Source organism: Kitasatospora sp. NPDC042419 (genome assembly GCF_056437345.1).
Genome location: NZ_JBWKAW010000002.1, coordinates 98,512 through 119,020, shown reverse-complemented (window position 1 = coordinate 119,020; position 20,509 = coordinate 98,512). Strand labels below are relative to the sequence as shown.

Below are 20,509 nucleotides of genomic sequence, written 5' to 3'. Positions count from 1 at the left end.
TGGGGACAGCGGCCGCGGCCCGGTTCCGGACAGGCCGGAAGCCGGGACGGCCGGAGAGGCGGGCGGAAAGGGCGAGAAGGGGAAGGGTGGGAAAGGCGGGCCGGAGAGCCGTGGTCGGCGCGGACGATCGGACGGTCGGACGGGTCGGACGGGATTGCGGGGCCGGCCGGCGGCCCCGTCAGACCGGTCCGGTCGAGTTGGCCGAACCGGCCGAACCGGCCGATCCGCCCGGGGAGTCGTCGGCTCGCACCGGTCTGCGCCAGGCCTGGAGGTGGCTGGCGATCACTTCCCCGGTGCCGGGGAAGTCGGTCGGGTCCTGCAGCCCCACCGCGGTCGGCCGCCGGCCGGGCCGCCAGGTGAAACTGCCGAAGGCGTGGTCCCAGACGGAGAGGTCGGAGCCGTAGTGGCCGGCCTCTGCCAGGTCGACGCTGTGGTGCAGCCGGTGCTGTTCGGGTCCGGCGAGGACGTGGTTGAGCGGGCCGATCCGGACGTCGATGTTGGCGTGCACGAAGTAGCCCTGGGCGACCACGAACAAGCCCACCACGAACACCGTCTCCTCGGAGAACCCGGCCAGCGCCAGGGACACCTGGACCGCCCCCTGGGTGAGCACCACGTCCAGCAGGTGGTTGACCCCGTTGTTGGCGACGTTCACCTTGTCGGGCACGTGGTGCACGCCGTGCAGCCGCCAGAGCCGGGGGCTGGTGTGGCACCACCGGTGGACCAGGTAGTTGGCCAGCGAGCCGAGCAGCAGCGCCACCGGGATCTCCACCCAGAGCGACAGGGCCGGATGCGGCGGCGCCAGCCGGCCGACGACGGCCGTCACGGGCACCTGGGACAGGGCTCCGCCGATCATCGTCAGCACGAAGTAGACGCCGTACCAGCCCCACTCGCGCACGCTGGGGCTCCATTCCGGTTCGTACGGAATCAACCACTCAAGCAGCGTCAGATAGGCGATGGTGCCGACCAGGAAGAGCTGGCTCACCCGGCCGAGATCCCAGCGCAGGCGCAGCGCCGCGACCGCTATCGACACCAGCACTACCAGCAGTGACGGGTATGCGACGTGGCGCAGCACGGTTCGAAGCTGCCCGCCCATGACGACCCCCTTCGCAGTCCGCCGTCGAACGATCACCGAAAGTGTTCGTTCAGATACTAAGGGCGCCCGGAAGGTGGTGCGAGGGATTTTTGAAAAGAATCACAGGGCGTTAAATTTGTCCGATGATAAGCAAACAAACTATCCGCCAGAAAAGGAGAGGAATCAGCCAAGCATCCCCGTTCATTCGATTAGCGGATGATCATTCCAACGCGTTTCACGCTGCGGACCACCGGCGCCGTCTCCAGCGCCCCGACCCCCTCCAGGCCGCCCAGCCGCTCGGTCAGGTAGGTGTAGAACGCCTCGACGTCCCGGCAGACCAGCCCGGCCACGAGGTTGCTCGGGCCGGTCGTCGCGGCCACGAACCCCACCTCCGGGTGCTCCGCCATCGCGCGGCCGACCGCCGCCAGCTTCCCCGGCGCCACGGTCAGCCAGCAGAACGCCTCGATCCCGAAGCCGAGCAGCCTGGTCTCCACGTCCACGTCGAAGAAGAGCAGCCCGGACCCGGTGAGCACGGCCAGCCGCCGGCGCACCGTCGCCTCCGAAGCCCCGGTCCGGGCCGCCAGTTCGGCCAGCGGCACCCGTCCGTCCGCCGCGAGCGCCGTCAGCAGGGCCCGGTCCAGCTCGTCCGGCACCACCGGACCTGCCGGCACCGGCGAGCCCGTCGACATCCGCGAACCCCCCGCGCCCGCCGGCCCCCCGCGCAGCCGGCCCACCTGCTCCGCGTCCAGCGCCGAGGTCCGCCCGCTCCACGCGACCGTCCCGCCGACGAACGTCCGCAGCAGGTAGTGCGCGCTGACGGAGAGCACCCGGGGCGTCCGGGGCAGCTTCCCGAGCAGCAGCTCCTCCCGGTCCGGCCGGGCCTGCGAGCGGGTGTTGCAGACGATCTCACCGCCCGACAGCAGGCTGACCCAGGACGTGTCCGGCCGCCGGGCCAGGGCCTCCGCGATCGCCGACGCCGCGTCCGGCACGCACCGGATCCGGGTCATCCAGTCGACCTCGCCGAGCAGCCGGGCGCTGGTCCGCCCGATCACCCGCACCACCCCGGCGGTCCGCAGCCGCTGGTAGCGGCGGGCGACCGTCTGGTCGGAGACCCCGAGCACCTCGGCGATCCGCCGGAACGGCGCCCGGCCGTCCACCTGCAGGGCGTGCAGCAGCGCCCGGTCCAGCTCGTCCAGCGTCACGGTTTCCACCACCGTGATGGTAGGAGATGTCGAGATCCGTCGGAACAGCCTCTTCGAGCGGCGCGGGAACGGGCTCCTGGCCGAGAGTGACGGTGCGTCGGGCCGTCCGGGCCGGCGCGGTGGACGAAGGAGTACGGGGATGCGGAAGTGGTGGCCGCTGGTCGCGGTCAGCCTCGGGGTGTTCATGCTGCTGACCGACATCAGCATCGTGATCGTGGCGCTGCCGGACATCGGCGCCGGGCTGGACATGGACTTCGACGGCCTGCAGTGGGTGATGGACGGCTACGCGCTGGCCCTGGCCGCCCTGTTGCTGGGCCTCGGCGCGGTCGCCGACCGGGCCGGCCGGCGGCGGGTGTACACGGTCGGCCTGGCGGTCTTCGCGGTCGCCTCGCTCGCCTGCGGGCTCGCCCCGAACGGCGGGGTGCTGGTCGCGGCGCGGATCGTCCAGGCCGGTGGCGGGGCCGCGATGTTCGCCACCGCGATGGCCCTGCTCAACCTCGCCTACCAGGGCCGCGACCGGGCGGTGGCGTTCGGCGTCTGGGGCGCCGTCAGCGGAGCCGCGGCGGCCACTGGGCCGGTCGCCGGCGGCCTGCTCACCGAGTTCCTGGGCTGGCGGTCCGTCTTCCTGGTCAACCTGCCGATCGCGGTCGCCACGGTCGTCCTCACCCGCAGGACGCTGCCGGAGTCCCGGAACCCGGCCGCGCACCGGATCGACCTGCCCGGCGCCGCCGCCTTCACCGTCGCGGCCGGCTCGGCCGTCCTGGCGCTGATCCGCGGCGGTGCGGACGGCTGGACGTCGCCGGCCGTCCTCGGCGCGGCCGGGCTGGCCGCCGCGGCGCTCGCCGCCTTCCTGCTGATCGAGCGCCGCAGCCCGCACCCGCTGCTGGACCTCGCGCTGTTCCGCAGCCCGGTCTTCACCGGGGTGATGCTCTGCGGCCTGGTCTACTCGGGCGCCGCGTTCTCCTACCTCCCGTACACCTCGCTCTGGCTGCAGTCGGTGCTCGGCCAGGGGCCGATGGCCGCCGGCCTCACCCTGCTGCCGATGAGCGTCGTCGCCTTCGCGGTCTCCGCCCTCGCCGGCCGCCGGCTCGCCGTCCTCCCCTCGGCACTGCCGCTCGCCGGCGGACTGGCCGTGATCGGTGCCGGCGCCCTCCTCCAGTGCACCCTCGACGCCTCCTCCACCTGGACGGCCCTGCTCCCCGGCCTCGCCCTGACCGGCCTCGGTGTGGGTGCGGTCAGCCCGGTCCTGGCGGCCGGGGCGATGGCCGCCGTCCCGCCGGAGCGCGGCGGCATGGCGGGCGGCGCGCTCAACACCTTCCGTCAGCTGGGCCAGGCGCTCGGGATCGCGGTCTTCGGCCTCGTCCTGCACCAGGGGCTGCGGGCCTCGCTGGCCGACCACCCCGCCACCGCGGCCGTCCCGGATCCGGACGCCGCCGCCCGCTCCCTGAGCGCCGGACAGCCGGTGGCCGGTCTCCCCTCCGACCTGGTCCGCACCGCGTTCGCCTCCGCCCTCGACCGCACCATGCTGGTCGCCGCCCTCACCGCGCTGGCGGGCGCCGCACTCGTCGCGGCGCTCCTCCGGGGCCGGCCGGCCCCGGTCCGGCCGGCGGCGGGCCGGAAGGCGGACGACCGGCAGGAGGACGACCTGAAGGCGGACGACCGGCAGCCGGCCGGTGCGGCCCGGGCCACGGACAGGGCCGCCGACCGGGCCACGGACAGGCACCGGACGGCCTGAGGCCGCGCCGCCGGACGGCCCCCGGATCATGACCGGGGGCCGTCCGCGGGCCGCTCCTCAGGACGCGCCGCCACCTCGATCGCGCGCTCCGCCTCCTCGCTCCGGGGCCGTCCGGCACGGGCCGTGGTCCGCCTGGCCGGCTCAGCTGTGGGGTGGATGACGGGTCCTCCGGTGTCCGGCGCCGCCGGCTACGCGGCGCGGTGGTGCCGGCCCGGCCCCCGGGGCGGGTCCGGGAGGCGGGCGTCGGGCGACCGGGGCGACCGGACTGTCGGCCGGGCCGAGCGCGGTGACGCCGTCGCCGTGCCGGTACAGGTAGCGGTACCGGTCCGGGTACAGGCAGAGGCCGGCCGAGGCGCCGTCCTCGATCAGCGCCAGCGGTTGCGGCAGCCGGGCGAGCAGCGGGAGCAGGGTCGCGCACCGGCCCGGCTCGTTGGTCTGCGTCCGGCGCGCCAGCATGGCGGCGCGCACCCGGGGCCAGTGCTCGGCGGTCCACCCGCGGAAGGCTCCGGCGTCGTCGACCGGGCCGCCCAGGAAGCGCACCGCGCCGAGCAGCAGGTTGGGCCGGCGCTTGGCGGGCGGGAGTCCGTCGATCAGCGCCAGCAGGCCGGGGTCGTCGGCGACGGCCGCCGAAAGCCGCTCGTAGGAGGGGGAGTTGCCCCGCGCCTCCCCCGTCGCGAACTGCTGGTACCGCTCTGCCGTGTCCACTCCCCGCCACCCCTTCCGGAAGATCCGGTCGCAGCATGCGAAGGCGCGCCCGGGCCCGCTACGGGGCCTTCCGGCCACCCCGCACGGGGCCACCCGGGCCGGCCGGAGGCCCGCCGTCGGACAGCCCCGCCACCGCCGCGCCCACCGACCCGTCCACCGGCCCGCCCAGCGCCGCGCCCACCGACCCGTCCACCGGCCCGCCCAGCGCGTGGTGCAGCCGGAGGGCCGGCGGTGCGGCGCGGGACCGCTCCGCAGCGGCCAGCGCGACGGCGGCGGCGTACCGCGGGCCGGCCGGCAGGTCGGTGACGGTCCATCCGCCCGGGTGGCGGTCGCGGTCGCCGCCCAGGTAGTCGGCGGAGGGCGGCCGGCCGAGGCCGATGCCGAGGCCCTTCAGGTAGGCCTCCTTGCGGGTCCACAGCCGGGCGAAGGCGCCCGGCCGGTCCGCCGGCGGCGCGGCCGCCAGCTCGGCCCGTTCGGCCGGGTGCAGCACGGTCGACAGCACCTCGGCGGACTCGGCGGCCGGGACCGGCTCCACGTCGACGCCGACCGGGACGGCGGCGAGGCCGATGAGCACCATGCCGCCGCCGTGCGAGAGCGAGAAGTGGGGCGCTCCGGAGCCGGCGAGCCGGGGGCGCCCGTGCGGTTCGGCGCAGCCGGGACACGGTGCCCGTTCGAAGAGCAGGGCCTCCGGCGGGACTTCCAGGTGCCGGCCGAGGACGCGGCGCAGCGCGACGTGGGCGGCGAGGTAGCAGGTCCGGTCCGCGTCCCGGACGAACCGCTCGGAGCGCCGCAGCTCCTGCTCGTCGAGGCAGCGCAGGTCCGACGGGCCCACCGGGAGGGAGGCGGAGTCGAGCAGCCAGAGCTCGGCCGCGGGGGCCGACTGCGTCACCGGGCGCCGGTCCGGCGCCGGCGCCTCGGACGGCTCCTCCATCCGTACCTCTCCCGCATCATCCGCCCCGTCCTCCGTCCTGCCGTCCGCCGCGCCCCGCCCGCCCCGAGGGCCGCGCGGGCTGTGGTCCGCGGACGGGCGGGGGCATCGCTGCCCGCCCGCGGACCACAGGTCGGTGCGTCACCCCGCGGAGAGCGCCTCACGGAAGGGTCCGGGGCGCCCGACCGGCGGGGCGACGGCTTCGGTGACCCCCTGCTGCCCGAGCACGTCGCAGACCGACGCCAGCAGGGCGGTGTCACAGTAGATGTGCAGCTCGGTGATCTTCGCCCACTTGATCCGCAGGACGTGCACGCCCTGGTTGGAGTAGTGGTTGCCCTCCCGGTCGGTGAGGTGGTCGACCCATTCGACGAAGGCGACGGTGTCCCACGGCCAGCCCTTGGCGACGACCTTCTTCAGCTCGAAGCGCAGGTCCGGCAGGACCTCCGCCAGCCTGTCGTACCACCGCTGGATCTGCTCGGCGTCGTTCCGCCCGCCCGCCAGGGCGTGCGAGCCGGAGAACCAGTGCTCCGCGTCGGGGGTGAACTGCCGGACGATGGCCGGGTAGTTGCCGCGGTTGACCTCGGCGAAGGAGTTGCGCAGATTGCGCCGGACGATGGCGTGGTACACGTTTCCACCTCTGGTCGGTATGGTGACGGTCCGTCAGGGACTCTAGGGCTTCGCGGCGGCCGGCGGTGTCCCGCCCTCGCGGAGTCCGAAGCGCTCGTACAGCCACCGCAGGGGCGCCGGCGCCCACCAGTTCCAGCGGCCGAGCAGGCGCATCAGCGACGGCACGAGCAGCGCCCGGACGATGGTGGCGTCCAGCAGTACGCCCAGTGCCGTCCCGAAGCCGAGTTCCTTGATGAACACGATGCTCGACGTGGCCAGTGCGCCGAGGGCGACGCAGAAGAGCAGGGCGGCGGCCGTCACGACACGGCCGGTCCTGCCCACGCCGAGCGCGACCGACTCCGCCTCGCCGGCCCCGGCGTCCCGCGCCTCCTTGATCCGGGCCAGCAGGAACACGCCGTAGTCCGTCGAGAGCCCGAAGACCATCGCGAAGAGCAGCACCGGCTGCGTGGCGTCCAGGGCGCCCTGCGCCGAGGTGCCGAACAGTCCGGCGAGGTGCCCGTCCTGGAAGATCAGGACCAGGACGCCGAAGGTCGCCGTCAGGGTCAGCAGGTTCATCAGGACGGCCTTGAGCGGCAGCACCAGGGAGCCGGTCATCAGCAGCAGCACCAGCATGCTGGTCAGGAAGACGATCAGGGCGGCCGCCGGGAGCCGGTCGACCAGGCTGTCCTTGAGGTCGACGAAGACGGCCGTCTGCCCGCCGACCAGGACCTCGTCCGGCCCCGACAGCGCGCGCACGTCCTTGACCAGCCCCTGGCTCGCCGCGCTCAGTCCGGACTCCCGGGGGGTGGCCTGGATCAGCCAGGTGTCGCCGTTCAACTGCCGCGCGGGGGACACCGTCCCGGCGGCCGGCAGCGCGGCGACCCGCTCGCGCAGGGCGGCGAGCCGCTGCCCCGCCGCCGCCCGGTCGCCCTGGGCGGAGACGACGACCTGCACCGACTCCAGCGGGTCGGCGGCGAATTCGGCGCGCAGGACGTCGTTGACGGACCGGCTGCTCGCACTGGTCGGCAGGGACGCGGGGCCGACCGTGGTGAAGGCGACCTTCAGGAAGGGCAGGCCGAGCACCACCAGCAGCGCACTCGCGCCGAGCGCCACCAGCGGGGCGCGCCGCATGACGCCCCGGGCCACCGCGAACCAGCCGCCCGTGGTGCTCTCCGGCTCCTCCAGCGACCGGTGCCAGCGGGCCGGGGCAAGGAAGTCGATGCGCCGGCCCAGCAGTCGCAGCGCCGCGGGCAGCACCAGCAGTGCCACCAGCAGTGCGGAGGCGGACACCAGCAGGCCGCCCACCGCCATCGAGTAGAGGAAGCGCTGGCGGAAGACGAACAGCGAGGCCATCGCCGCGCTCACGGTCAGCGAGCTGAAGAGGATCGTGCGGCCCGCGGTGTGCAGGGTGACGGTGATCGCCCTGGACACGTCCGGGTCGGTGGCCAGTTCGCTGCGGAAGCGCGAGACGATGAGCAGGCTGTAGTCGATGGCGAGGCCGAGGCCCAGCGCGGTCACCAGGTTGAGCGAGAAGATCGACATCGGCGAGAACTGGTCGACCAGCCGCAGGCCCAGCAGGGTGAGGACGACGTTCAGCCCGCCGATCACCAGGGGCAGCGCGGACGCCACCAGGCTCCGGAAGATCCACAGCGACAGCAGGAACAGCACCGGGAAGGCGAGCAGTTCGGCCCGCTGCAGGTCGTGCTGGACGGTGCTGACGACCTGGTTGCCGACCACCTCGCTGCCGCCGAGGCGGACGTTCGGGTTGCCGTGCAGCTCCTCGGTCAGCCGGTCGACCGCGTCCTGGTAGTGGTCGCTCTCCCCCGCCTTCAGCCGCCCGACCACGATCGTCCGGAGGCCGTCACGGGAGACCAGGGCCTCGTCGCGGGTCCGCTCGTACGTCAGCACGTCCGCGAACACGGGATCGCCGGCCATCAGCGCGGCGACCCGTCCGACCTCGTCCCGGGTGCGGGGGCCGTTCACCGACTCGCCGGTGGAGACCAGGGCGATGACGCCGCCGTCGCTGCGGATGCCGGTGGCCTCCTCCAGCCGCTGGTCGGCCCGCACGCTGCCGGAGCCGGGGGTGACGAAGTCCGGGTTGCCGCCGGTCAGCGACGCGACGACGGGGGCGCCGAGGATCGCCGCCACCGCGGCCACCACGACGCCGCACAGCACCATCACCCGGGCGTGCCGGTCCGCCAGCCGGGCGAGCAGGTCCATCATGCGTGGCTCCTCTGCCGGGCCGCTTCCGGTGCCTCGGGCGCCTCGGGCGTCCCGACCCGGGCCGGCGCGGCTCCCCCGGCGCCCGCAGCCCGGCCGGCCGCGCCGGCCGCGCCGCCTGCTCCGACCCGGCGGTCCGCGACGGCCGGCGGCTCGGCCTTCATCCGGCGGACGAGCTTGCGCAGCATGGCCCGGTAGGAGAAGTGCTCGACCTGGAGCCAGTGCCGCTCGGAGTCGTAGTAGCTGATGCCGCCGCTCAGTCCGGCCGCGCTGAGCGGCCGGGCCTTGGCCTGCTTGAACCAGGCGGCCCGCTGCGGGTCGGTCCGCAGCAGGTGCAGGTAGCGGGCCATCAGCTGCGACTGGTAGTCCATGATCGGCCAGTTGCCGGTGGAGGTCTGGAAGTACCCGATCACGAAGAGGTTGTCGTAGTCCGGGTGGAAGGCGTTCAGGTGCAGCTGCGGGGTGCGGTCGCCCCAGTTCAGGTGCTTGCGGTCGATGAACGGGAACTCGGTCATCCGGTAGCCGGTGGCGTAGACGATGACGTCGAACGCCTCCTCGGTGCCGTCGGTGAACCTCACGCGGTCACCGCGGAGTTCGGCGATGTCCGGCCTGGCGGTGATGTCGCCGTGCCCGAGGTGGTACAGCAGCGTCGAGTTGATGACGAAGTGCTCCTCCAGCAGCTTGTGCGAGGGCTTCGGCAGCCCGTACTGCTCCGGCCGGCCGGCGCTGTTGAGCCGCAGGAAGAGGCCGCCGAAGAAGCGCACCACCGGCCGGGGCATCCGCCACTTCAGCACGTTCTCGTAGAGCACGTCGGTCGGCATGCCGAACAGGTACTTGGGCCAGTAGTAGCAGCCGCGCCGGATGCTGAGCGAGGTCGCGGCGGCGTTCTGCGAGGACTCCACCGCGATGTCGCAGCCGGACGTCCCGCCGCCGACCACCAGCACCCGCTTGCCGCGCAGCGGCTCCGGGTCGCGGTACTCGCACGAGTGCATCGTCACGCCGTCGAAGTGCCCGGGGTACGAGGGCATCCGGGGGCTCCAGTTGTGGCCGTTGGCGATCACCACCCCGGCGTAGCGCCGCACTTCGCCGCCGTCGAGGACGACGTACCAGTCCGGGGAGCCGTCCCGGCGCTCGATCCGCTCCACCGTGCGGTGGAACTCGACGTGCTCGTGGACGCCGAAGTGCTCGGCGTACGACCGCAGGTAGGCGTGCGCGTGGTCGCGGCCGAGGTAGGTCGGGAAGTGCTCAGGGATCGGGAAGTCGTCGTACTGGATGTAGGGCTTGGACGTGATGAGGTGGACCGAGTCGTAGGCGGCGCTGTGGGAGTTGCCGCCGTACCAGTTGCCGCCGACGTCGCCCGCGCGCTCGATCACGTCGATGTCGAACCCGAACTCCCGCAGGTTCTTGGCGGCGGCCAGGCCGCCCGCCCCGGCGCCCACGATGCAGTAGGCATCCGATCGGTCAACGATCGTGGTCAACGGTGCCCCCGGTAGATGGTGTCGTCGTGCCGTGCGGCACGGGTGGAATGGTCATCGGAAGCGCAGGCCCGTCACCCGGAGCAGCGGCCGGCCGACCCCGGCCGTGCCGGCCGGCCGGTGGCCGCTCCAGTCGCGGCCGTCCGGCGAGCCGACCAGCAGGGCGGCGGGGGCGGTCGGGGCCGGCGGGTCGGCGCGCAGCCGCTCCACCGTCAGCCGGGACGCGCCGCCCGCGGCGCCCTGTCCGGCCCGGTGGAGCCAGGCGGCCCGCACCACGTTCTCCAGCTGGTTGAGCGGGAGCACGGAACCGGGGGCCGGTGAGGCGACCAGCAGGTCGGACATCCGGCCCGGCTCCGCCCGCCCGTACCAGTGCCCGGTCTCCCGGTCGCGCTGCCAGGCGGCCAGCCGGAAGGCGTGCCCGGTCCACCCGAGCGCGCCGCCCGGGACCGGGGGGACCGCGGTCGCGGACGCGGGTGCGGCGAGCGGGCCGTCCCGGCCGTCCTGGCCGTCCTGGTCCGACCGCTCGCCCGACGGCTCGGCCCGGTAGACCAGTTCGGCCGAGGCCAGCCGCCGCCCGTCGCGTTCCAGGGTCACCGCCACCCGCCACGTCCCCTCCGACCAGCGGCCCTCGGCGTGCCGGGTCAGCTCGGCCGTCCGCCGCCCCGAGCCCATCCGCAGGCCCGGCAGGTCGACGGTGACGTCCCGCAGTGCGTCGAACCGGAGCTGATCGCCGTTCTCCGGCAGCACCCACTCCCCGGCGGCCCTCAGGTACTCCAGGCAGAGCGAGACCGGCAACGCGGGCCCGCCGTCCACCCGGAAGTCGTCACAGCACGGCAGTTCCTCGGCGCGCAGCAGGTGGGCCGTACCGATCGCCCCGTACGGCCGGAAGTGCAGCGGCTCGCCCAGGTAGAAGCGGCTGGAGGCGAGGCGCTCGATGCCGGGCAGCCCCGAGTCCTGCTGGTAGCCGCGCAGCACGGCCGGCAGCATCGCCGGGCCGACGTCGCCGATGAAGGTGGACTCGCCGCTGCCGCCGGCGAGCAGCTCGCGCTTCCAGTGGTGGAGCCCCTCGCGGACGTCGACCGCCGACATGTAGCGCAGGGTGGCCTCGTAGTTGGTGATCATCCCGAGGCGTTCCCAGGTCGGCCAGCAGACCGTCGACACGGGGGTGCGCCGCTCCCGCCCCGACTGCTCGCCGTCCTGCGAGGCCCACAGCCCGAGCCGGCTCAGGGCCTCGTTGGCGGCCCCGTAGTCGAGCTGGCCGACCATGCCGCCCCAGCGGCCGGTCAGCGAGCCGACACTGCAGAAGAACGCGAGCGGCGGACGGTCCGCGACGGCCCGCAGCAGGTTGAGGAAGCCCCCGACCTTGACCCGGACCACCCTGGAGACGATCTGCTCGCTCTTGCCCGGCAGCCGCACGGGGACGTCCACGCCCGCGTTGTGGACGACGCCCACGAGCCGGTCGCCGGCCTCGTCGAGGAGCCGGGCGACCTGCTCCCGGTCGGTGATGTCGCACCGGACGTAGTCGATCCGCAGGCCGTCCTCCCGGGCCGAGGCGAGGTTGGCCCACAGCTCACGGTCCTGGGCCAGCTTCTCCAGCTCGGCCCGGACCTGCGGCACCCGGCGCCCGGCCACCGCCTCCCGCAGCCGCTCGTCCCGGTACCGCCGGAAGTCCCGGTCGTCCAGCGCCAGCGACGGCGTCTCCCGGGCGTCGGGCTCGGCCCCGCGGCCGCTGACCACGACCCGGGCGCCGAAGTCCTCGGCGAGCGACCGGGCGAGGGCGAAGCCGATGCCGCGCCCTCCCCCGGACATGACCACGGTGTCGCCGGGCCGGATCGCGCGGCGCGGCGCACCGGGGTGCGCCTGGCGCGCCCGCAGGCTGTAGCGGCGCCCGCCGTGGTACCCGATCTCGAACGGACCCCACCGGTAGAGCTCCCGGCCGACCAGGTCGCCGATCTCCTCCGCCGAGTGCTCGGCGGTGAGGTCGAGGATCCTGATGTTGCAGTTGGGTACCTCCCGGGGCAGGCCCTTGGCGAGCCCCGCCCAGAGTCCGCCGAGCGGCTGCTCGACCCGGTCGGGGCCGAAGCCCATCCGGCCGCCCAGCCAGGTGACCGGCAGGTAGAACAGCCGGCCGGCGTCGGTCTCGGCCACCCAGTCGGCGAAGCAGGCCTGGAGCAGCGCGATCGTCTGCAGGAAGGGGCCCTCCCAGCCGTCCGGTCCGCTGCGGTCGAAGGGCTCCTCGACGTTGAGGTCGACGATCCCGTCGATCCGCCCGGCCGCCGCGCGGAAGGCGGCGGCCGACTCGACGAACCCCCCGGTCCGCCCACCGGCGGGCGGGGCGAGCCTGTGCACCACGGCCCCGGCGGCGGTCAGCGCGGCGCCGACCGCGGCGGCGGTGGCCTCCCGGCCGCCGATCACCGCGACCGAGCGTCCGCGCAGCCCGGCGGCGGCGCCCGGCGGGAGCGCGGCGGTCTCCACCGGCTCCCACACGTGGCGCCGCACGGGCCGCACCGAACCGTCGTCCGGATAGTCCACCACCGGCGCGGCGAGGGCCTCGGCCAGGGTGGGCGGTTCCTTCAGGGTCATCGCTTCCTCGGCTCCACGACGAGGCGGATGCCGTCCAGCGGCCGGAAGGAGACCAGCGTGCCCAGCGTCAGCGGGTGGTCGGGGACCAGCCGCAGCCGGAAGCGCTGGGCGACCATCGCCAGGGTCAGGTGCATCTGCACCACCGCCATCTGGTTGCCGATGCACTTGCGCTGGCCGCCGCCGAACGGGAAGTAGGCGTAACGCGGCTGCCGGGCCCGGTTCTCGTCGGAGAAGCGCTCCGGGTCGAAGCGCTCCGGGTCGACCCAGAAGTCCGGGTGCCGGTGGGTGACGTACGGCACCATGAAGACGCTGCCGCCGGCCGGGACGCGCCAGCCGCCGACCTCGTCCTCCTGGACGGCGTCGCGCGGGTAGACCCAGATCGGCGGGTGCAGCCGCAGCGTCTAGTCGGCGACCATCCGGGTGTAGGGGAGCTTGTCCAGGTCCCCGATCTCGGGCGTCCGCCCGCCGAGGACCTGTTCGACCTCCTCGTACAGCCGCTCCTGCGCCTCCGGGTCCTTGGCCAGTTCGTACAGCGCCCACGCCAGGCCGGTGCCGGTGGTCTCGTGGCCGGCCATGAAGACGGTCATGATCTCGTCGCGGATCTGCTGCCGCGTCCACTCGCCGCCCGACTCGTCGCGCGCCTGCAGCAGCAGGCTGACCAGGTCGGTCAACCCCTCGTGCCGGCCCGCACGGTGGGACTCGACGATCTCGTCCACCACGTCGTACATCAGCCGGCGGGCCTTGCGGATCCGCAGGTTGTACGGGATCGGCACGACGTCCGGGGTCAGCTGGTTGAGCGTCCCGCGGAAGACCATCGCCTCGATGGAGGTGACCATCGCCGGCCCCACCCGGTCGCTGACCGGGTGCAGGTCGGTGTCGAACATGACCTTGCCGAGGGCGCCGAGGGTCAGCTCCATCATCTCCGGCACCACGTCGACGCCGTCCGCGGCGGACGCCGACCGCTCCCAGCGGTCGAGCACCGTCGTGGTGGAGTCGGTCATGGTGCTCGCCATGCCGTCGATGGCGGTCTTGTGGAACAGCGGGTTGACCACCCGCCGGTGCTGCTTCCACTCCTCGCCGTCGAGGGTGAGCAGGCCCATCCCCATGAAGATCTTGAAGCGGTCGTAGCCCTTGCCGCGGACGTAGTTCTGGTTGTTCTCCTGGAGGACGTGGCGGACGTTGTCCGGGTGGTAGTTGAGGTGGACGGTGAAGAAGCCCAGCGGCAGCCGGACCATGTCGCCGTAGGAGCGGCCCAGGTCGCGGAAGAAGGCGGGCGCGTTCTGCTGGAACTTCCGCAGGCTGCCGGGGACGGTCCGCAGGCCGCGCGGTCCCGGTGCGGGGCGCGCGGTCCGGGGTTCCACGGGGGCGGCGGAGCGGCGCGGGGCGCGCCGTTCGGGGGCGGCCGTCGCGGGCCGCGTGTCGGGGAGGTTCTGCGGGGTGGTCACGGTGCTCCGGGGTTCGGTCGCGGTGCTCTGCGGGACGGTGGGCACCGGCGTCGGCTCACCCGCCGCGCCGGCCTCAGCTTTTCCCATCGGTGCCACCACCTCGCTGCTCTCGGCGCTCGTGGTGCTCCCGGTGCTTCCTGTGCTTTCCGTGCCTTCCGTGCTTTCGGTTCTCCCGGTTCTCCCGGTACTCCCGGTGCTCTCAGCGCGCGCGGTGCTCCCGGTAACCGGGCCGCTCTCCGCGCGCCCGGCACCGTCCGCGGCGGCCGCCGCCGCTTCCTCGGGCGTCAGGAACTGCCCGGTGCCGCGGTCGAGGTACCCCATCAGCGTCCAGCCCAGGTCCTTCATCTGGAGCAGGATCCGGCCGTCGGGCCGGACCGCGACGAAGCGGTTGCCCGCCCCCGGGGCCCGTCCGTCGGCATCGGCCTCCGGCAGGACGGCGTAGAGGTCGATCAGGCCGTACCGCTCGGCGACCCGGCAGTCCCCGCCGTGCTCGTAGACGTCGATCCGGCCGATGCTCAGCGGTGCGGCCAGCGGGATCAGGTCACCGTCGACCAGGGCCAGCACACCGGTCCGGGCGAGGCCGTCGAGCAGCACGACCGGCATCCCGAATCCGGCGAAGACCCGGTGGTCGGACGGAAGTTGCAGGTTGTACGTGGCGCGCTTGCCCTCCGGGTGCAGCCGGGTGTCGGTGGTGGACACGAACAGGTCGGTGAGCATCACCGGCGAGCCCGGGCTGTGGTACGGGTCGGGCACCGGGGTCTCGGCGGCCGGGTACCACGGCTTCCAGTCCGGCGCGGCCGGCAGCGATCCCGACATCAGCACCCGGACCTCGAAGTGCAGCCGGTCCTTGACCAGGACGGTGCCGTTGGGCGCCACCACGTCGCTGGTGATCCGCACCGCCACCACGGCCTGGTCGAGGTCGGCCCTGCGCTCCACGACCTCGGCGCGGATCTTCTTGCGCAGCCCGGCCCGGTCCTGCTCGCGCACCTTGAGGAAGTGGTGGAAGCGGAGGTCCTCGAACGCGTAGACCTGCAGGCCGGGCACCAGCCAGGAGGCCGCCTCGAAGGCGATCTCGGTGACGAACGTCCCGGGCAGGGTGGGCACGTCGCCGACCCGGTGGTGCCGCAGGTAGTCGTCGGTCTCCAGGTCGAAGACCCGCTCGAAGGTCACGGAGTCGGCGGCCCGCTCCAGGACCTCGCCGAGGTAGAACGAAGCGGCGGCTTCCCCGGCGGCCGGCAGTACCGGTGCCGGCGGCGCGGGCGCCGGAACGAGATCCGGCACGGCCGGACGCTGCGGGGCTGGACGCTGCACGGCCGGACGCTGCGCGGCCGGGTCGAGGAACCCGGGCAACAGCCCCTCCACGGCCCGCCGTTCGGCGACTCCCAGGTGGACGGTGTACGGCGACGTCTTCGCCAGGTTCAGCTCCCGGACGAAGTGGTGCACGCCCTCCGCGGTGCTCATCGCGGAGTACAGGCCGCTCTTCTCGAAGTACGCCTTGGTCAACTCGTTCGCTCCGAGGCCGACTTCGCCCCAAAGCGTCCAGCCGATCGTGAACTCCTCGGTCCCGAGCACCTGGTGGTGGTAGGTCGCGCTGGTGCCGAGGAAGTCGTTGCCCGAGGCGTAGTCGGCCTCCCCCACCTGGCCCGTCATGCCCAGCAGCGAACCGAAGTTGCACCAGGCCAGCGGAGCCCGGCCGCGCAGCGCGGCCTTGAGGTTGGAGTAGCCGCGGATCTTCAGGTCACGCACCTGGCGGAACTCCGCCGGGCTCTTGGTCGCGATCGGCGCCGAACGGTTCAGCCCCGCCGCGTTGATGAGGAGGTCGATCCGCCCGCTCCCGGCATGGATCCGGTCCATGGCCGCCACGACCTGGTCGAGGTCGTTCACGTCGCAGGTGACGTAGTGCACGGCGGCCGCGCCGCTGTGCTCGGCCATCCGGTCGAGGTTCGCCCGGATCACGCGGGCCTGGCCGATCCGTTCGTACTCCCGGTTGAGCTGCGCCGGGTTGCGGCCGGTCCGCAGCGCGAGCTGCCGGCGGATGTAGTCGGCGCGCCCCTTGGCGAACGCCTCGTCGTCCAGCTCCAGGTACTCCCTCGGGTGGGAGTCCACCGGGTTGCTGCCCAGCACGTACAGCGTGGGCCTGAAGTGCCGGGCGACCTCGGTCAGCAGCTCGGCGGTGATCCCGCGGCCCCCGCCGACCGCGACCACGACGCTGTCCGGGCCGAGGACGGCCTCACCCGGCGGCACGAGTTCGCCGGGTTCCGCGGAGAGGGTGACGGCGAACCGCCGCCCGCCGTCGTAGTACGCCACGGGCAGGCCGCGCTCCAGCCCGGACTCACGGGCCGCCTGCGCCGCACCGGTGCCGGCGTCGCGCGCCCCGGTGACCAGCGCGTACGTCACGCAGTGCGCGTACTCCAGGTGGATGACCTTGAACAGGCCCGTGAACAGGCCGGTGGCGGGGTGCGGCGTCCGGTCGGTCATCGCCCCGAGGAGCAGCCCGACGCAGCTGGCACCGCCGGCCGGGTCGGCCAGCGCCTCGTGGCGCTGCTGCACCACCAGGAACAGCAGTTCGTGCAGCGCCGTGAGAGCCTCGAACTCCGCCGGCGCGACCGCGTCGGCGGCCGACAGGTCGGTGACCAGCCGGACGTGCCGGATCCGGCGGTCCGGGTCCGCCCCGTCCAGCAGCGCCCGGACCGCCTCCGCGTCCTCGACGTCCCCGACGTGCCGGATCCCGGGACCGCCGGGCACGGTGGACAGCACCAGGGTGCCCGCCGGGGGCCCGGCCGCGGTCACCGCCTCGGGCCGGTCGGTCAGGACGACGGTGGGCTCCGCGGGCCAGAACGGCACCTCGCCGCGCACCCGTCGGCCCGGGGTCTCGGTCAGCCCGGGCACCTGCCGGGTGACCAGCAGCGGGTGCCCGTCGGCGTAGTTCTGCTCGTCGTAGAAGCCGGACGGCACCTGGGCACCGTCCTCGGCGGCGGGGAGGGCGGCCGGGCCGGGGGCCGAGACGCGCACCGTGAGGTCGGGGGCACCGCCCTCACCGCGGCAGACGACCAGCGCGTCGCGCTCCGCCGGCTCCTTCGCCAGCGCCTGGAGGATGCCGACCGCGCCCTCGGCGCCCAGGTAGCACGCCGGCCGCTCGGTCCGCCGGGCCCCGCACTCGATCGTCGGGACGTGCTCCTGCGAACGGCCCGGGTCCGCGAGCGGGGTGTCCAGGTAGCCCAGGATGTCGAGCCCGGCGGCGACCGCGGTCTCCTCGGTCACCAGGGCGAACAGGAAGGCGCCCTCGGCCAGGACCGTGTCGGTGTCGAGCGCGTCGTCCAGCAGCTGCCGGACCTCGTCGGTGCTGTTGCCGTTGATCCCGCCGACCAGCGCCATCGACAGCTCGCCCTGCCGCAGGTAGCGGATGGCCACGTCGATCGCGCTCAGGGTGGAGGTGAACCCCGTGTCGACCGTCATGTTGAGGCCCTTGAGGTCGAAGTAGTTGGCGACCCGGGCCGGGATCACGTTCGGCATCATGCCGGGGAAGGAGTCCTCGTTCGACGGCGGGACCATCCGCCGCACCTCGGACCTGAGCAGGTCGAGCGCCTGCGGCAGCCAGGGCGCCGACCCGAGCGACGGGTCGGTCCGCAGTGCGAGGGTGAGGTCGTCCAGGTAGCAACGGGTCGCGTAGAGCGTGGCGTTGCGGGTGGCACCGAGGTGGCCGAGCACCACGCCGGTCGTCTCGCTGTTGTCCTCCCAGAACGAGCCGAGGCCGTCCCGCAGCCGGTGGGCGCACTTGAGGATCATCAGCTGGCAGCGGTCGATGCCGCGCATCATGCCGGGAGGCATCCGCACCTGCTGGAACGACGGCAGCGGGTAGGTGTCGCCGAACGACAGGCCCTCCGCCGCGGGCGCCCTGCCCAGCCAGGAGTCGACGTCGTCGGCCGACTCCGTCCCCGGCACGTGCGCGGTCCGCGCGACGATCGCGATGCGCTGCGCCCCGGCCGGGTCCTGCGCCGCCGCGGCCGGCGGCGGCGCCGTCAGCCCGGTGGCGGGCGGCTCCTGGACGACCAGGTGCGCGTTGGTGCCGCCGAACCCGAAGCCGGACACCGCCGCGGTCCTGCGGCGCCCGCCGCGCGGCCACGGCACGGCCTCGGTGGGCACGACCAGGTTGGAGCTGCCGATCGCGAAGTCCGCCGGGGTCTCGGTGAACCGGTGCTGCGGCGGGATCAGGTCGTGCTCGAAACCCAGCACGACCTCGATCAGCGACGCCACGCCCGCGGCCCAACCGGTGTGCCCGATCACGGACTTGTTCGAGGTGACGACCACCGGTGCGGCCCCTGGGCCCCCGTTGCCCAGCGTCTCGCGCAGGGTGGTGAACTCCGCCAGGTCGCCCGCGGGGGTGCCGGTGGCGTGCGCGACGATCCAGTCGGGCCGCACGTCCGCCATGCCCGGCCGGTCCAGCGCGCGCCGGATCGCCAGCTTCTGCCCCGCCGCACTGGGGGCGTAGATGGCCTTGCCCTTGCCGTCGGAGGAGGAGCCGAAGCCGCGGATGGTCGCCAGCACCCGGTCGCCGTCCCGGCGGGCCTTGCTCAGCCGCTTGAGCACGACCGTCGCGGCGCCGTCCGAGAACAGCACCCCGTCGCTGGCCGTGTCCAGGGAGCGCACCTCCCCGCTCACCGACAGGCCGTTGAGCTTCGCGAAGAGGATCGACCCGCGCGGCCCCACGGCGAACGAGCCGCTGCACACCGCGATGTCGTGGCGCCCCTCCAGCAGCCCCTTGAGGCCGAGGTCCACCGCGTAGAGGGAGGACGAGCAGGCGGTGTCGACGAGCAGCAGCTCGGCCCGCTGCGGCAGCAGGCCCCGCATCGCGTTGAGGCCCACCCGGTGCGGGAAGAACTCCAGCGGCTCGGGGCCGCTGCGGGGGTAGTGGCCGGTCAGCCGCTGCTCGACGGCGTCGAGGGCGGCGGCGCGGTCGGCTCCCGAGAGGCCCAGTCCGTCCAGGATCGGCCCGATCCGCCCCAGCACGCCGGCCCGTACGGTCGCCTCCTCCAGGTGCTGGCTGCCGTCCGCGGTGTAGCCGACCAGGAACGAGCACCGGTCGTCCTCGCCGCGCGCCACGCCTTCCATGGCCTGCATCAGCGAGTGGCGCAGCCACAGCGTGGTCGACTCGACGGAGTCCGGGTCGATCCCCGCCGCGGCCAGCTCCTCGGCCAGCCGCGGGTGCGGCACGAAGTCGGTGATGAACGCCGACCGCTTGGAGTAGGTCTTGTCCTCGTCGCGCTTGTCGGCGGAGTGGAACTTGTCGTTGTCCCAGCGGTCCGCCGGGATCTCCACGAACCGGTCGGCCCCGTGCAGGAGTTCCTTCCAGTACTCCTGGAGGTCGTTGGCGCCGGGCACGACGATGCCCATGCCGACGATGGCGATCTCGTCGTCGTCGAACGGCGCGCCGTCCCCGGTCGGGAGGTCCGCGGGGGCGGGCGCCGCCGGCGGGGCCACCGCCGGCGCGGCCGGGGCGACGGCGGCCGGGGCCGCCACCGGGGCGGGCGCCGCCGTCACGACCGGGACCACGAGGTCGGCCGGGGACGCCACGGCGGCGGCCACGACCTTGGTGACCGGTGCCGGGACGGGGGCCAGGAACGCGGGTACGGGTGCGGGTGCCGGGGTGGGTGCGGCTGCCGCCGTCGGCACCGCGACCGGCACGACCGGGGCGACCGGCGGAACCGGCACGACCGCCGAGACCGGCACCGTCGGCGGAACCGCCACCACCTCCGCGCGGGGCGGCGAGAGCAGGGCCTGCCCCGTCGAGAGCCCGCCGTCGGCGAGGATCAGCTGCCCGGTGATCCAGCTCGACCGGGGGGACGCCAGGAAGGCCACCACCTCGGCCAGTTCCTCCGGGTGGCCGAGCCGCCCCATCGGCGTGGCCTCGATCGTGGCGCGCTGCATGCGCGCGGCGTCCGGGAAGAGGTCCACCACGTCGCTGTACAGCATGCCGGCCGCGGCCGTGTTGACCCGGATGCCGTCGCGGGCGTAGTCGACGGCCAGGTAGCGGGTCATGGCCTCGACGGCGGCCTTCGCCGGCCCGCAGGCCAGGTAGTTGGCCATGACGAACTGCCCGCCGCCGAGGGTGGAGACGTTGATGATGCTGCCCCCGCCGCGCCCGGCCATCAGCTCGGCGGCCCGCTGGGCGCACGCCAGCCCGCCCTTGAGGTTGGTGCCGAGCGCCCGGTCGAGCAATTGCTCCGTGACCTCGCCGCTCGGCACGAGCGCACCGTTGGCGGCGTTGTTGACGAGGATGTCGAGCCCGCCGAAGCGCTCCCCGATCTCGTCGAACATGCGGTCCACCTGACCGCGTACGGCGACCGAGGCACGCAGCACGTACGCCTGCCCGCCCGCCCGCTCGATCTCCGCCTGGGTCTCCCGGGCCGGGCCGGGCGAGTGCAAGTGGTTGATGACGACCAGCGCGCCGTCGGCGGCGAGCCGCTGGGCGATGACCTTGCCGACGTTCCGCGCCCCTCCGGTGACCAGGGCGATCTTTCCCCGCAGCTCCCCGGACACG

At 74.0% G+C, this 20,509-nt stretch carries 9 protein-coding genes and 1 pseudogene; 1 reads left to right on the top strand and 9 read right to left on the bottom strand.

From position 1 onward, the window contains the following. Positions 1-178: 178 nt before the first annotated feature. Both AC067J_RS04290 and AC067J_RS04285 read right to left on the bottom strand, forming a co-directional pair. Complete coding sequence (locus tag AC067J_RS04290) at positions 179-1,093, bottom strand: sterol desaturase family protein (protein WP_478296447.1); 915 nt, start codon at positions 1,091-1,093, stop codon at positions 179-181. Positions 1,094-1,281: 188 nt separating this feature from the next. Then, positions 1,282-2,283 (bottom strand): Lrp/AsnC family transcriptional regulator, encoded by a 1,002-nt coding sequence (locus tag AC067J_RS04285; protein ID WP_478296446.1) that lies wholly within the window; start codon positions 2,281-2,283, stop codon positions 1,282-1,284. A 130-nt stretch (positions 2,284-2,413) separates the two neighbouring features. Here AC067J_RS04285 and AC067J_RS04280 point away from each other — a divergent pair, with 130 nt between their 5' ends. Next, positions 2,414-4,009, top strand: a complete 1,596-nt coding sequence (locus AC067J_RS04280; protein WP_478296445.1) for an MFS transporter — start codon at positions 2,414-2,416, stop codon at positions 4,007-4,009. 141 nt (positions 4,010-4,150) lie between these two features. Here AC067J_RS04280 and AC067J_RS04275 read toward each other — a convergent pair whose 3' ends face one another. The 7 genes and pseudogenes from AC067J_RS04275 to AC067J_RS04245 form a co-directional block, all read right to left on the bottom strand. Then, positions 4,151-4,714 (bottom strand): DUF2332 family protein, encoded by a 564-nt coding sequence (locus AC067J_RS04275; protein ID WP_478296444.1) that lies wholly within the window; start codon positions 4,712-4,714, stop codon positions 4,151-4,153. 58 nt (positions 4,715-4,772) lie between these two features. Then, on the bottom strand, positions 4,773-5,645 hold the full coding sequence (locus tag AC067J_RS04270) for a 4'-phosphopantetheinyl transferase family protein (RefSeq protein WP_478296443.1): 873 nt from the start codon (positions 5,643-5,645) through the stop codon (positions 4,773-4,775). A gap of 138 nt (positions 5,646-5,783) precedes the next feature. After that, complete coding sequence (locus AC067J_RS04265) at positions 5,784-6,269, bottom strand: nuclear transport factor 2 family protein (protein ID WP_478296442.1); 486 nt, start codon at positions 6,267-6,269, stop codon at positions 5,784-5,786. 42 nt (positions 6,270-6,311) lie between these two features. Then, positions 6,312-8,471 (bottom strand): MMPL family transporter, encoded by a 2,160-nt coding sequence (locus tag AC067J_RS04260; RefSeq protein ID WP_478296441.1) that lies wholly within the window; start codon positions 8,469-8,471, stop codon positions 6,312-6,314. Then, positions 8,468-9,946, bottom strand: coding sequence for a flavin-containing monooxygenase (locus tag AC067J_RS04255; protein ID WP_478296440.1), 1,479 nt, complete (start codon positions 9,944-9,946; stop codon positions 8,468-8,470). Before AC067J_RS04255 ends, AC067J_RS04260 begins: the two co-directional genes overlap by 4 nt. 51 nt (positions 9,947-9,997) lie before the next feature. Next, positions 9,998-12,526: a KR domain-containing protein gene (locus AC067J_RS04250; protein ID WP_478296439.1), complete on the bottom strand. Its 2,529-nt coding sequence runs from the start codon at positions 12,524-12,526 to the stop codon at positions 9,998-10,000. Beyond that, positions 12,523-20,508 (bottom strand): annotated as a pseudogene (locus AC067J_RS04245) (cytochrome P450). The gene AC067J_RS04250 and the pseudogene AC067J_RS04245 overlap by 4 nt, the downstream one beginning before the upstream one ends. Position 20,509: the final 1 nt, after the last annotated feature.